At 35.3% G+C, this 14,540-nt stretch carries 12 protein-coding genes and 1 riboswitch; of the genes, 7 read left to right on the forward strand and 5 right to left on the reverse strand.

From position 1 onward, the window contains the following. The first annotated feature begins 73 nt into the window (after nucleotides 1-73). The 7 genes from GXZ93_06800 (at nucleotide 74) to GXZ93_06830 (ending at nucleotide 8,327) form a co-directional block, all read left to right on the forward strand. Complete coding sequence (locus GXZ93_06800; GenBank protein HHT79480.1) at nucleotides 74-763, forward strand: metal-dependent transcriptional regulator; 690 nt, start codon at nucleotides 74-76, stop codon at nucleotides 761-763. Nucleotides 764-846: 83 nt separating this feature from the next. Beyond that, nucleotides 847-1,071 carry a ferrous iron transport protein A gene (locus GXZ93_06805; GenBank protein ID HHT79481.1) on the forward strand — a complete coding sequence of 75 codons (225 nt, stop codon included), beginning with the start codon at nucleotides 847-849 and terminating at the stop codon, nucleotides 1,069-1,071. Between the two features lie 46 nt (nucleotides 1,072-1,117). Then, nucleotides 1,118-3,262 carry a ferrous iron transport protein B gene (feoB, locus tag GXZ93_06810; protein HHT79482.1) on the forward strand — a complete coding sequence of 715 codons (2,145 nt, stop codon included), beginning with the start codon at nucleotides 1,118-1,120 and terminating at the stop codon, nucleotides 3,260-3,262. A 110-nt stretch (nucleotides 3,263-3,372) separates the two neighbouring features. After that, on the forward strand, nucleotides 3,373-4,173 hold the full coding sequence (locus GXZ93_06815) for a class I SAM-dependent methyltransferase (protein ID HHT79483.1): 801 nt from the start codon (nucleotides 3,373-3,375) through the stop codon (nucleotides 4,171-4,173). Nucleotides 4,174-4,330: 157 nt separating this feature from the next. Then, a complete protein-coding gene (feoB, locus tag GXZ93_06820) occupies nucleotides 4,331-6,346 on the forward strand; it encodes a ferrous iron transport protein B (protein ID HHT79484.1) in 2,016 nt (671 codons plus the stop codon). Between the two features lie 94 nt (nucleotides 6,347-6,440). Then, nucleotides 6,441-7,649, forward strand: coding sequence for a YibE/F family protein (locus GXZ93_06825; protein HHT79485.1), 1,209 nt, complete (start codon nucleotides 6,441-6,443; stop codon nucleotides 7,647-7,649). Nucleotides 7,650-7,670: 21 nt separating this feature from the next. Continuing rightward, on the forward strand, nucleotides 7,671-8,327 hold the full coding sequence (locus GXZ93_06830; GenBank protein ID HHT79486.1) for a hypothetical protein: 657 nt from the start codon (nucleotides 7,671-7,673) through the stop codon (nucleotides 8,325-8,327). Nucleotides 8,328-8,351: 24 nt separating this feature from the next. Here the strand turns inward: GXZ93_06830 and GXZ93_06835 are convergent, their stop codons facing one another. From GXZ93_06835 to GXZ93_06855, 5 genes are all read right to left on the reverse strand, one after another. Further along, the gene (locus GXZ93_06835) at nucleotides 8,352-10,121 is read right to left on the reverse strand and encodes a bifunctional homocysteine S-methyltransferase/methylenetetrahydrofolate reductase (protein ID HHT79487.1); all 1,770 of its coding nucleotides are present in this window, start codon (nucleotides 10,119-10,121) and stop codon (nucleotides 8,352-8,354) included. Further along, the gene (locus tag GXZ93_06840) at nucleotides 10,112-10,303 is read right to left on the reverse strand and encodes a hypothetical protein (protein ID HHT79488.1); all 192 of its coding nucleotides are present in this window, start codon (nucleotides 10,301-10,303) and stop codon (nucleotides 10,112-10,114) included. The genes GXZ93_06835 and GXZ93_06840 overlap by 10 nt, the downstream gene beginning before the upstream one ends. Before the next feature lie 122 nt (nucleotides 10,304-10,425). After that, a complete protein-coding gene (locus tag GXZ93_06845) occupies nucleotides 10,426-11,352 on the reverse strand; it encodes a LysR family transcriptional regulator (GenBank protein HHT79489.1) in 927 nt (308 codons plus the stop codon). A 55-nt stretch (nucleotides 11,353-11,407) separates the two neighbouring features. Then, on the reverse strand, nucleotides 11,408-12,094 hold the full coding sequence (locus GXZ93_06850) for an anaerobic ribonucleoside-triphosphate reductase activating protein (protein HHT79490.1): 687 nt from the start codon (nucleotides 12,092-12,094) through the stop codon (nucleotides 11,408-11,410). Further along, a complete protein-coding gene (locus GXZ93_06855; GenBank protein HHT79491.1) occupies nucleotides 12,091-14,178 on the reverse strand; it encodes a ribonucleoside triphosphate reductase in 2,088 nt (695 codons plus the stop codon). Before GXZ93_06855 ends, GXZ93_06850 begins: the two co-directional genes overlap by 4 nt. A gap of 107 nt (nucleotides 14,179-14,285) precedes the next feature. Continuing rightward, nucleotides 14,286-14,467, reverse strand: a riboswitch (cobalamin riboswitch). Nucleotides 14,468-14,540: the final 73 nt, after the last annotated feature.

Here is a 14,540-nt window from a genome sequence, read left to right on the forward strand (position 1 = left end):
TAAAAATTAATTTCGGTAAAAAGAGCTAATATTTTCTATGATAAGAAAGGAATATATTTAGAAAGGAATATATTTGAATAATTCAAATTCTTTAAGCCCCTCATTAGAAGATTATCTGGAAATAATGTTAGATATTCAAGATAGCAAGAAAATAATAAAAGTTTCTGATGTGGCAAACAGGCTGAAAATTTCAAAAGCAAGCGTTACTCAGGCAATAACAAAACTAAAGAAACTTGGTCTGGCTAACCAGGAGAGCTACAGCCCCGTTACTTTGACACACGCAGGAATAGAAGCAGCTAAAAAGATAAGGGATAAACACAAAATTTTAAAAAAATTTCTTACTGAAATTCTGGATATTGACAATAAGATTGCAGAAAAAGATGCATGCCTCATGGAACATATTTTAAGCATAACAACAATAAATAAAATATCGGAGCTTATAGAAAAAGCCGAAGAGCTAAATGACAATAATTATGTTGGAAAAGTAAATATAAGCACCAGAGACAAAGAAATTATTGATACCATAAAAATAAAAAGATTGGATGAGCTGAAAAAAGGCAGTAAGGGGACAATCATTAAGATTGGTAATAAAAGTACCGTTAAAAAAAGATTTGCCGAAATGGGCATAGTAAATAATAGCAATATAGAAATTCTTGGTACTGCCCCGCTTGGAGATCCTATGGAAGTGCTGATTAAAGGATATAAGCTAACCCTTAGAAAATCCGAAGCATCTGATATATTTGTAAGGGAGGAAAATAAATAATGCTTTTTGGAAAGTATATTTTTTTATATATAAAGTTAAGTGCACCTAACTTTTTAAAACATAAAACAATATAAGGAGTAGTAATGTTTTTAAACGAAATCAAACCTAAAAACAAATGCAGAATCATAAATATTGTCGGAAATGACAGAGTATGCACAAGACTGCTTGACATGGGTTGCATGAGGGGTGAAGAAATAGAAGTAATAAGAGTAGCCCCGCTTGGAGATCCGATTGACATCAAAATCAAGGGCTATCATCTGTCTTTAAGAAAGGAAGAAGCAAAAAACATAGAAGTTGAGTCAATTTAAAACATAAATAAATTAATTTTAAATAATCAGCATTACTGGAGGAAATGTGAAACAAAAAGAGATAACTATCGCACTTGCCGGAAATCCTAATTCCGGTAAAACGACAATTTTTAATAACATAACAGGGTCCAGGCAGCATGTAGGCAACTATCCCGGTGTTACTGTAGAAAAAAAATATGGAAATGTCAGCTATAAGGGTTATAAGATAAATGTGATAGACCTGCCGGGAACCTATAGCCTGACAGCCTATTCAGAAGATGAATTGGTTGCAAGAAACTACATAATCAATGAAACCCCTGATATGATAGTTGACATTATAGACGCATCCAATCTTGAAAGAAATCTGTATCTTTATGTTCAGCTTATGGAGCTTGGCATTCCGCTTGTTCTGGCTTTTAATATGTCCGATGTGGCAAAAGCAAGTGGAAAGGTTTTTGACATCGATTTATTATCCAGACTATTGGCTTCTCCTATAGTTAAGACGGTGGGACATAAAAATATCGGAACAAAAGAAATTCTGGATGCTGTAATCAGCCATATGGAAAATAAAAACAGGAAAAAGATAGGGATAAAATATGGTGAAGAAATAGAGAGTGAGCTATATAAATTATCCGGCTTTATCGAAGAAAAAAATAATGATGCACAAAATCCGGGCTCGAGATGGATTGCGCTAAAAATGCTTGAGCAGGACAGTGAGGTTGCGGAAAAAGTAAAAAGAGAAACCGGAGAATCCTATTCTGAAATCGAAAAAGAAGTAAATCAATCAATTAAGCATTTAAAAAAAATATTAAATGATAATCCTTCAACTGTAATTGCAAATGCAAGATACAGTTTCATAAAAGGAGCCTTGGCAAAAACTTACCGGGAAAGTGAAAAAGAAAAAATTTCTGCAAGCGACAAAATCGACAAGGTGCTTACAAACAGATTAGCGGGCTTGCCGATTTTTGCTTTACTTATGTGGGCAATGTTTCAGTTCGTATTTAAAGTCGGTGCATATCCTATGGACTGGATTGAAATGGGGTTTTCCAAATTAGCTGACCTGGTTTCAGGTGTTATGCCTGATGGATTATTACAGTCGCTGATAGTAGATGGTATAATCGGTGGAGTCGGCGGAGTAGTAGTTTTTACCCCTAATATAATATTATTATTCTTATGCATTGCCATTCTGGAAGACAGCGGTTATATGGCAAGAGTGGCTTTCATAATGGACCAGCTTATGCACAGAATAGGTCTTCACGGAAAATCTTTCATCCCCATGCTTATCGGTTTTGGATGCACAATACCGGCATACATGGGTTCAAGGATACTTGAAGACAAAAAAGACAGGCTTGTAACGATGCATGTAAATACTTTTATGAGTTGCGGAGCAAGACTTCCAATATATATTCTCCTTGTCGGGGCATTCTTCCCCAGAATAGCCGGTAATGTCATTTTTTCTATTTATGTGATAGGAATAGTCGTAGCCATATTAATGGCAAAACTACTCAGAGTTACACGTTTCAAAGGAGAGCCGGCTCCCTTTGTAATGGAATTACCTCCCTATAGATTTCCGACTTTCAAAAGCGTACTGCTTCATACATGGGAAAGAACATGGCTGTATCTTAAAAAAGCAGGAACAATAATACTTGCCATATCCATACTGATGTGGGCACTGTTTACATTTCCTATAATAGGAGACAATTACTCCAAGGACTATAATGCAGAAATAGCATCCGTGGAACAGTCTTTTGAGTCAAATGAGATAACGGAAGATGAATATCAGGAAAAAATAACAGCAATAGAGGCTATGAAAAGTTCGGAACAGCTTTCTTACTCTGCAGCAGGCCGAATAGGGCGCTTCATTGAACCTGTTTTCAAACCTCTTGGCTTTGACTGGAAACTGGCCGTAGCATCCATTTCAGGAATAGCTGCCAAAGAAGTAGTCGTATCAACAATGGGAACACTCTACAGCATTCAGGAAGCGGATGAAGAATCTGAATCTTTAAAAAACAATATTACAAATGAGTATAGCCCGCTGGTCGGCTATAATTTTATGCTGTTCTCCCTTCTTTATTTTCCATGCATGGCAGGCATGGCTGTATTCAGAAGAGAAGCAGGATGGAAGGAAATGTGGTTCCAGATAGGATTTACATTGCTTCTTGCCTGGGTCGTTTCGTTTCTCGTATTCCAGATAGGAAGAATGTTTATATAAAAAAAGATGCATGTAAGGTGTTTTTGGTATTTTCAGGGATTAACAGAACAGGTTGAACATAGCCGGTACCCTTAACCATGAAAGAGTGAAAAAGAAAATAAGGTAAAATTATGAATACATTACAAGGTGTAGCTGATACATTATTTATTCCTTTGGAAGCGCGTATTTTTGTATCAAAAAATTACCCGGAATATTTTTTTGATGAAAAAGCTTTATCGCTGGAAAAATATATCCCCGGCGACAGTATGCGGGAAAAATCCTCTGAATACTCATTCATGGCTTCTGTTGCCAGATATTATAATATTGATAAAATGACAAAAGCATTTTGCTTAAAGCACAAACAATGCAATATTGTCAATCTTGGAGCAGGACTTGAGACTGGATATTACCGCCTGAATGAACAAAATGCCATATTCTATGAAGTTGACCTGCCTGAAGTAATCTCCACCAGACGTTCAGTGCTGGGCGAACATTCAAATGATATACTGCTTGAGGGAGATATTTTTGATCTTATTTGGACTGATTATATTGACAAAGCAATACCCACTTTGGTTATTGCTTCCGGTGTTTTTCAGTATTTTGCCGGGGATAAGATCATTCAGTTTATTCTCAACCTCAAAAATATCTTTAATGGAGCCGAGCTGATATTTGACGCTGTTAATGAAGCAGGCATTAAATATGCGAATAAGTATGTTAAGAAAACCGGAAATACAGACGCCTTAATGCATTTTTATGTTAATGACAGTGTCGAGTTTGCCAGAAAAACTGCTACAACACTGATTGAGGAGCGAATGTTTTTTACAGATGCAAGAAGAATGCTCGCAAAGAAGTTATCCATTTACACTCGTATTTTCATGAAGGTCGTTGATGATAAAAAGAGGATTATTTTATTGCATCTTAAAATGTCTTAAATTCTGCACTATTATGCCGGCACAAAACTGCATTCTGAGAAATAAACCCCGATAAGCAATTTTTCCATATAGCCTTGACAAATTTCTTTAAAAATATAAAGTTAAGCAATCTTAACTTAATGGAGGTTATAAATTGGATATTGCCGAAAAAGAAAAAATGCTTACCGTCGCTCTTGTTGGTAATCCAAACTCAGGTAAAACCGTTATATTTAATAACCTTACCGGCTCAAGGCAACATGTCGGAAACTGGCCGGGGGTAACTGTAGAAAAAAAAGAGGGGATTCTTTCTTACAATAAAAAACAGATAAAAGTAATTGATCTGCCCGGCATCTATGGTCTTGATGCCCAGTCTGAAGATGAAATAATTTCCAGAGATTATCTATTATTCAATAAGCCGGATGTTGTCATAAATATTATAGATTCAGGCAATCTTGAGCGCAATCTTTATCTTACCACACAGCTTCTGGAAATGGGTTTAAATGTAATAATTGCGCTTAATATGATTGATGAATGCAAGACAAAAAAAATTGATATCAATATCGGGAAAGTCAGTAAAAAGCTTAAAGTTCCTGTTGTTGCAACAATTGCCACCAAAAGAACCGGCATGAGAGAATTGCTGCAAAAAGTGGAAGAACATATAGACAACAGTTCCGTGCATACGCTTAAAATTAAATATTGCCCCGAAATAAATAACAGCCTTGACTGCCTGGAAACCATGATTAAAGATTATATGCAAGATACTTATTCTTTTCCTGCAAGATGGGTTGCCGTCAAGTTAATGGAAGGTGACTTCAAAACTGTAAACCAGATAATAAAAACTCCACCGGCAATAGTTATAAACAAGAGAAATGAAATGATAGAGGAAATTGAAAATTCTTATGGCGAAGATGTTTTTTTCCTGATGGCAGATAGCAGGTATGATTTTATTAAAAAATTAATTAAAGCTTCAGTAACTTATAAAGATAAATTAAAAAATAATGTCTCGTTTTCTGACAAGCTCGATAAAATAGTTACGCATAAAATTCTTGGGATTCCCATCTTCCTGCTTGTGATGTTTGGAATATTCGCATTAACGTTCAGGATTGGTGACCCATTGGCAGAGTTGCTAAAAACTTTTTTGGAATGGTTCAGTGAAGCTGCAACAACATTTTTAATGAATATAGGAACCCATCCTCTGATTGTTTCTTTGATTACGGATGGCATAATCGGCGGATTAGGTTCAGTTCTTGTCTTTCTGCCTAATATCCTTTTATTGTTTCTGGCAATTTCATTATTGGAAGATAGCGGATATATGGCAAGAGCAGCATATGTGATTGACAGGTTTATGCATATTCTGGGACTCCACGGAAAAGCATTTATTCCGCTTCTTATCGGATTTGGATGTAATGTGCCCGGAGTAATGGCAACAAGGACTCTTGAAAATAGAAATGACAGACTAACAACCATTTTAATAAGCCCATTGATGTCGTGTTCGGCAAAACTTCCAATTTATATATTATTTGCCAATGTATTTTTTAAAAGTTATCAGACATTGATAGTTTTTTCTTTATATGTTTTGGGGATAATTCTGGCAATTTTTATGGCATTTATTTTAAAACGCTTTGTTCTTAAAAGTGAAAAATCCTTCTTTATAATGGAGCTTCCGCCTTACAGAATCCCTACATTGAAAAGTACTTTCCTGCATATGTGGAGAAAAAGCAGCTCTTTTATTAAAAAAGCCGGAACGATAATAATAACGGCGGTAATTATTATTTGGGCTTTATCAAACTTGCCTATAGGAGTCGAGTATGGAAGCAAGGATAGCTTGCTTGGTCAGATAGGTTCGTTTGTTGCACCTGTATTAAGACCGGCAGGGTTCGGTACCTGGGAAGCTTCAGCAGCTCTAATCTTTGGCATTGTTGCGAAAGAAGCAGTTATTGGTTCTCTTGGGGTTATCTATGGTGTAGATAAAGCAGGTCTTGGCAATGCAATTTCACGGCACTGGACACCGCTTTCTGCTTACTCATTTATGATTATGACATTACTGTATATCCCCTGCATTGCAGTAATAGGAGTAATAAGAAGGGAGACGAATTCATGGGGATGGACTTTTTTTTCTATAGCTTATAGTCTTGTACTGGGATGGGGAATTTCCGTCTTGTTTTATCAGATAGCACATTTATTTGCTGACTGAAACGGGAAATAAACAATTCCTTCTATGAAAACTTGTTAGCTTCTTTATTGTCAATATTAATAAAATTTTTTATAGCATCTTTTTCGAGGGAAAAATGTATAAAGAATCAAATTTTAAAACATTAATTATTTTAATACTTGTAATTTGTCTGGCTTTGTCTTTTTTGATGCTGCCCGGGTGCGGCAAAGAAAATAAAAGGACTTTTGAAGAATGGGAAAAAATTGCAGAAGAAAGAATCAAAGCATCGGAAAAAGACGCCCAGTATAAAGGGAAAGTTCTGGAAATCATATCGGATAAAGTAGAAGAACCCGGAAGCGGATTTTCTACAAGAACTCAGGTTTTAAAAGTACTTATTACAAGCGGGCCTTTCAGCGGCGAAATCATTGAAGTCGAGAATTCCTCTGACACAAGCAGCGCATATAATATTACTGTAAAAAAAGGTCAGGGCATTTTTTTCTCCCCGGAGTTTGACAATGAAGGGATTATATCGAAAGCATATGTAACAGAACTTGTGAGGGATAACTATCTCGTCATAATAATCATATTATTTATTGCCATATTGATACTCGTGGGACGCTTAAAAGGAGTCAGGTCTGCAATAGCTCTGGCATTAACCATATCGGCTGTTTTTTTCATTATAATTCCTTTGATTTTAAAAGGAGCAAGTCCTGTTGCCATATCTGTTATAACAGGGATAGCAATAATCTTTATAACCCTTTTTATCATTAGCGGAATAAATAAAAAGACATTTGCGGCTATTATAGGGACTTCTTCGGGTATCCTCATTGCAGGAATTATTGCTTTGATTTTTGGAAGCCTTGCCAGTCTTACAGGGTTTTCAAGCGAAGAAGCTGTAATGCTGATGTATATACCACAGGGAATAGATTTTGATTTTAAAGGACTTTTGTTCGCAGGGATAATACTTGCTTCACTTGGTGCCGTTATGGATATCGGCATGTCTATCTCGTCTGCCATGTTTGAAATTGTTAAAACAGACCCACATATAAGTAAAAAAGACCTGATTTCTTCCGGACTGAATATAGGAAGAGACATAATAGGAACTATGTCCAATACATTGATTCTGGTATATGTCGGAAGCTCTCTGCCGCTCATACTTTTATTTATAGCCTATAAAATCCCTTTCATAGATATTATAAATAAGGATATGATAGCAACTGAGATAATACAGGCTCTTTCAGGAAGCATAGGTCTTATTCTCACAATACCAATAACTGCTGTAGCTTCTGCATATTTTTATAAACTTGGCAATCCTGTTTCACGCAGGCGCAAAATAAAACAGTAGTGTATAATCAGGAAATAATATATGAAAAAAAATAAAATTCCGGAATTTAAACCCGTAAACAAAAAAGGTTACTTTTTATTAAAAATATTGGGAACATTATTGCTGATTTCTCTTATTTTATTAACAGGATGCGTCAGTGTGCCTAAATATACTTATGAAGAATATAAAAAAATAAAAGCCTTGGAAGGAAAAGAGGGTAAAGAATCATCAGAAAACAGTATGGAAACCGATAACGGGGTTTCAGACGATTTGGAAGTTTTTTATAAAGATCTTGACGCATACAATAACTTTATTTCTGAATTTACCGGTATTTATAGCAAATATTATAATATGCTTCTTCCGTTATTTGACAACTTTGACAGCGAGCAGGAAGATTTTGATAAAAAAACCCAATATGCCAAATCAATAATAAGCATTCATCGTGACTGGCTTGAAGAAATAAAAGAAGTGTCCGTTCCGGATATCATGAATAAATATAATGGTCTTTTCCGGAAATATCTTGAAAAAGAAATCCTTTTTTATGAAAGTATTTTAAGAAATGATATAGAACTAACAGAGAAATATCAGATTGAGGCAAGTGAAATATATGATAATATAGAAGATGAGCTTCAAAGAATTAAAAATAATTTTAATTCAAAATCTTCCGAATTAAATATTGAAAAGCCGTTTGCTGAATAAATATTAATACAGCACCTCTTTCTGTTAAGAAGATGCTATTAAATCATCCAGTTTCTTTATAATTTCAACTATAATATCTGCCCTGTTAAACGGGGTAATGATATAAAATCCATCAACATGAGGATAAATCCTTTCCGCATATTTTACTGATATGTCTACCGCCAGCCTGAATGCTTCTCCCTTGTCTGCATGCCTGTATATTTCTATTATTTCTTCCGAAACCTTAATTCCGGGAATTTCATTATTCATGAAGCAGGCATTCTTGTAGCTTACCACGGGCATTATCCCGCCAAGAATTTTCGATTTAAGTTCATTCCGGGCAATTTCTATATTTTTTACAGCTTGCTCTGTCAAAACCGGCTGAGTTAAAAACATACTGATACCGCTTTCTATTTTTTTTCTGGCATGTGAAATCTGACCGGCAAAATTATTTGAATTTATATTTAGCGCACCGCAGATATTGAACGGAGGCGAAAATACTGTTTCATTCAGATTGGTGACATATTCGGCCAGCCTTGCAGAATTAAAGCCGGTCATTCCTTTGATCTCTTCGCGCTGATTTGAGGGAATGGGATCCCCTGTTACCAGAAGGACATTATTAACCCCTTCTATGCTTAAGCCAAGAAGCAGGGCTTTTGTCGCATTTATATTTCGATCCCTGCACGTCATATGAGGAATAGAATTAATCCCATACTCTCTTTTCAGCTTGCATGCAAGCAGACTGCTGTCCACTCTTGCCCGCGCAATAGGACAGTCTGCTATAGTAATGGCATCCACATTATGTTTTTTTAGTATTTTTGCATTTTCAAAAAACGAATCTATGTTTGTGTCAGAAGGAGGGTCAAGTTCTACTGCAATAACCTTTTTGCCATCATTTATTTTTTTTAAAATAAGATTACTGCTTATTTTTTTTCTTTTAGACTCTGCCTTTCTTCCGGTTTCTGCAGCTGATAGGTTTTCATTAATATCTTGCAGCTTTCCAACTATTTCTTTAATGAATTCCGGGGTGGTTCCGCAGCAACCCCCTATTATGGAAACCCCTGATTTTATAATTTCCATCATGATGTCTGAAAAATACTCTTTATTACCATTAAAAAAAGTTCTCCTGCTTAAAATTTCCGGATACCCGGAATTTGGCATTATGGATATGCTTTTATTGCTTATATCCAAATTTTTTATATATTTCATTAAATGATAAGGACCTGAATAACAGTTAAATCCACATGCATCTATATCCGGAGATTCTGATGCTCTTTTTATAAGTGCTGAGCCTGATGCCCCGTCTCTGGTGAACCCCTCGGGAGAAATTGCATAGGATGCCAGAATAAAAGAATTCGGATTTATTTCTTTGATATATTTTGATAATTTTAAAACAGCTGTGTCATTGCTAAAAGTTTCAAATATAAAAGATGAGGCGCCTAATTCAATAAATAAATCAATTTCTCTTTTATATTCTTCAAATAAATCAGACAAATCCGGAACAGAAATAGGACCAATATCAGCAAAAACAATTATGTCAGTATCTTTAGCTGCTTCATGCGCAAGCCTGTAGCCTTTTTCAATCACTTCCTTTGTTGTTTTCCAATCACATTCAAGATAATATTCATTGGCTGCAAAAGTATTTGTTCTGATTGCCTGAGCGCCCGCTTTTACATATTCTCTGTGTATGCCAAGTATGGTTTCGCTATCATAAATATTTGCAAGCTCACATTTTAAAGATTTGCTTTTGCCCGCAGAAACATAATATGTGCCCATGGCACCATCAAAAATTAACGGTTTTTTCTTCAAATGCATATCTTATCTCCAATAATAAATCTAATATTTTTTGACATTAACGACCATTGTCCTGTTCTTAAACATTTTGAAACTTCTTTTAATGTTTTAAGAAAAATATCTCCTTTTAAATAGTTTTCCACTCCGTACTTAAGCTCACGATTTTTTCCGATTCCCGGATACCCTGTCACTGAATTTTTCATGGAATCATCTCTTTATTAATTAATATTAAAATTGTTAATTAATATTAAAATTGATTATAGCAATGGATAAGATTAACAAGGTAACTCTAAAATACTATTACCGGTTATAGATGAAATAAATATCAGTAGCAGATTTGAATTGTTTTTAACTTTCTTAAAAATTTTTTTAGTGCATCAATATATTTTAATGCAAGACTGCTGAGGGCAATATTTTTGTGCGATATCCAGCCCACAGTTATACTTTCCCGTGTGTCAAGAGGTATTGCAATTATGTTAGTTCCATTCAGAGCAGAACTTATTATACCTGTAGATATTGTATATCCGTTAAGCCCTATCAGTAAGTTGAAAAGAGTGGCCCTGTCAGTGACTTTTATGCTTTTCCTATGGGAAAGCGTACTGAGAATTTCCTCAGAAAAATAAAAAGAGTTGTATTCGCCTTGTTCAAAAGACAGACAGGGATAATCTTCAATATCTTCAAGAGAAACAATCTTTTTTCTGGCAAGAGGATTTTTTTTGCTTATAAAAACATGAGGTCTTGCAATAAATAATTCCGAAAACTTTAAATTACTTTCCTTAAACAACTTTTCCAGAATTTTTGAATTAAAATCATTCTTGAAAAGAATACCTATTTCGCTTCTTAGATTCTTCACATCTTCTATAATGCAGTAAGTCTGTGTTTCTTTTAGGTGAAATTCATATTCATTCATGCTGTATTCTTTTATCAAATCAACAAAAGCATTGACGGCAAATGCATAATGCTGGGTAGAAACAGAAAAATGCTGTGTAGAAGGCTTTGCATCAATATACCTTTTTTCCAGCAATTCTGTCTGTTCAATTACCTGCTTCGCATAACCAAGAAATTGGGCTCCATCAACCGTGACGGTCACACCTCTGTTCGTGCGCTCAAAAATATTTATATTTATTTCCGATTCAAGTTCTTTTATCGCATTTGACAAACTTGGCTGAGTAATAAATAGTTTCTTTGCAGCTATATTTATGGAACCGCATCTTGCTATCTCCAAAGCATATTTTAGTTGTTGCAATGTCATTGCAGCCTTCTTGTAAATAAATCAAATCTGTAAATAAAAAGAATCTAATATTATATCAAACAAATCCAAAACCTCTCAAAGAGCAGAAACCGGAATTATTTTCATAAAAGCCAAGAACATCAGAATTATTTAAATTATCTTCCGGCTGTAATATTTCATCATATCTGCATTTCTGTATCACATAATTCGACGTTAGACTAAATTCCTTTATTATTGTATTTATATCCCGGATTTCAAGTTCCCGACATAAGGTCGTCCTGAATTCATGATGAATTTCATAACCTTTAATCAATTCGACACTTCTTCTTATTGAAAACAAATCCGGATTTCTTTTTCCGCACACCTGGGAATATTTATTTAACGGAGCTTTTATGTCCATAGCTATAAAATCTACGAGTTTTTCTTCCATGAGCTTTTGTAATATGAAAGGATTTGTACCGTTTGTGTCAAGCTTTATATCCAAACCTAATGTTTTTATTTTTTTCAAAAAACAGTACAAATCTTTTTGTAATGTTGGCTCCCCTCCGCTTATTACTACAGCATTTATAATATTCCTTCTTTTTGAAAGATAATTAAAGATTTCGTCGCTTGCTAAAAAATCCTTTCCCTGTTTATCATTAATTAAAAAACTATTATGGCAATAACTGCAATTAAAATTACACCCTCTTGTAAAAACAACTGATGCAATTTTACCCGGATAATCGACAAAAGACGTTTTTACAAACCCGCCTATTCTTATCATACCATCTCCGGGACTTTAAATTTTTTACGCTGTCTGTATTCTTCCTTCTTGCCTGAATTGTAATTCTGCACCGGTCTTAGATATCCTGTTACCCTCGACCATACTTCAGTAGACCCGTTACATACCGGGCATTTGAAATATTCTCCTGAGATATACCCATGAGTATTGCAGATACTGAAAGTGGGAGTAATCGAAATATAGGGCATGTTGTAATTCTCAAAAATTTTTTTGATAAGCTGTTTGCATGTGTCTATGTCTTCTATAGCTTCACCCAGATATAAATGCTGAACAGTTCCACCGGTATAAAGAGACTGGAGCTTGTCCTGTAAATCCAGAACTTCAAATATATCATCTGTGTAATTAACAGGCAGCTGGGTTGAATTAGTATAATATGGTATATCTTCTCCGGCAGATATTATATCTTTATATTTGTTTCTATCCAAAATAGCCAGCCTGTAAGCAGCGCCTTCGGCCGGTGTAGCTTCAAGATTATAGAAATTACCTGTTTCGTTTTGAAATTCAATCAATAACTCTCTTAAATAATTCATCACTTCAATCGCAAACTCTCTTCCCTCTCGGGATGCTATGTCTTTTCCCATTAAATTTAAAAGAGCTTCATTCATACCTATGATTCCAATCGTATTGAAATGGTTATACCAGTATTTGCCAAACCTTTCTTTGACATTTCTTAAGTAATTTGAAGAATAAGGATAAAGGCCTTTGTCTGTCTGGTTTTCTACAATCTTTCTTTTTATTTCAAGAGAAGTTTTTCCAATTTCAGCAATGCGCCTCAGTCTTGATAAAAAGTCTTCCGGATTCTTGGAGAGATATCCTATCCTCGGTAAGTTTATTGTAAAAACTCCGATAGAACCTGTAAGCGGGTTGCTCCCGAAAAGACCTCCTCCTCTTTTCCTTAGTTTGCCGGCATCAAGTCTCAGCCGACAACACATGGAAACAGCATCTTCAGGAGAAAGATCGGAATTAATGAAATTGGCAAAATATGGTATGCCGTATTTACATGTAATTTTGATAAAAGCATCGACAACTTCATTATTCCAGTCAAAATCCTTATTTATATTTATGGTCGGTATCGGAAATGTAAAGACTCTTCCTTTTGCATCACCCTCCAGCATTACTTCGCAAAAAGCCAGATTGAATATGTCCATCTCCTTCTGAAAATCTCCGTATCTATCATTTACCGGTTTGCCCCCGCATATTACCGATTCGTCTTTTAATGTGCGTGGAACCTGTATATCGAAAGTAAGATTGGAAAAGGGACACTGAAACCCTACCCTTGTAGGTACATTTATATTAAATATGAATTCCTGAAGGCACTGCTTGACCTGTTTGAAATCAAGCCCGTCATATCGTATAAAAGGAGCACAGTAAGTGTCAATGCTTGACCACGCCTGCGCTCCGGCTGTCTCTCCCTGGGTCGTAAATGTAGAATTAACTATCTGTCCAAGAAATGACCTCAGGTGTTTTGCAGGAGCACTTTCAATTTTACCTTTTACTCCGCCAAAACCGTCAATCAATAATTGTTTCAAATCCCATCCCGCACAATAAGGACCGAAAAATCCAAGATCGTGGATATGGCAATCTCCGTCTTCATGCGCTTTTCTCACTTCTTCGGGATAAATTTCATAAAGCCAGTATTTTTTTGTAAATATTTCCCTGACATAGTTATTCATGGCATTTATGCTTTTCTGGGTATTTGCGTTTTCGTTTACCTGCCAGTCCTTGTCATCAAGATAATTAGAGAACATACCGATAGTAGCTCCTATCAGGGCATCAATTTCGCGCGCACTTTTTCTTTTCTGACGATAAAGAATATAAGCTTTTGCAGTACGGGCATATCCGCTTTTAATCAGAACAATTTCAACGATATCCTGTATATCCTCTATAAATGGAGTTTCATCAATATATCTGGACTCTAGTATTTTCACAACTTTTTTAGAAAGCCCGGTTGCGATATCAAAATCATTGCCTCCGCAGGCAACAGCTGCTTTAAATATGGCATGAGTTATTTTATCGGGGTCAAAGTTTTCTTTTCTCCCATCTCTTTTAATCACTTCCGTAATCATATCCAAACTCCTATACTAAAAAATAACAAACCTCCTGATAGGAACATCGGGAGGACAAAGTTGAAAAATATTTACTTCATTTCAATATCCCCCTATCTCGCGTAGAGCCGATATCCGGTCTTAAAGGCAGGTATTCTGACTCAAGTTCTCCGAAGCTTTATCCCTTCCCGGAATTACCAGTGGTTTTATAAAGCTTCTCCCTTTTACAGCGGCGGGACCGTACAGGTTTTTCACCTGTTTCCCTTTTAATATCTACCTGTGTAGATATACCTTTAAGCACAATATATAGTTTAATAATATCAAATATACACTATATGTTGTTTCAATTCAATAAAATTCTTACTGGAATTATAAAATACATC

It is taken from the genome of Actinomycetota bacterium (assembly GCA_012837825.1).
GTDB lineage: Bacteria > Actinomycetota > Humimicrobiia > Humimicrobiales > Humimicrobiaceae > Humimicrobium.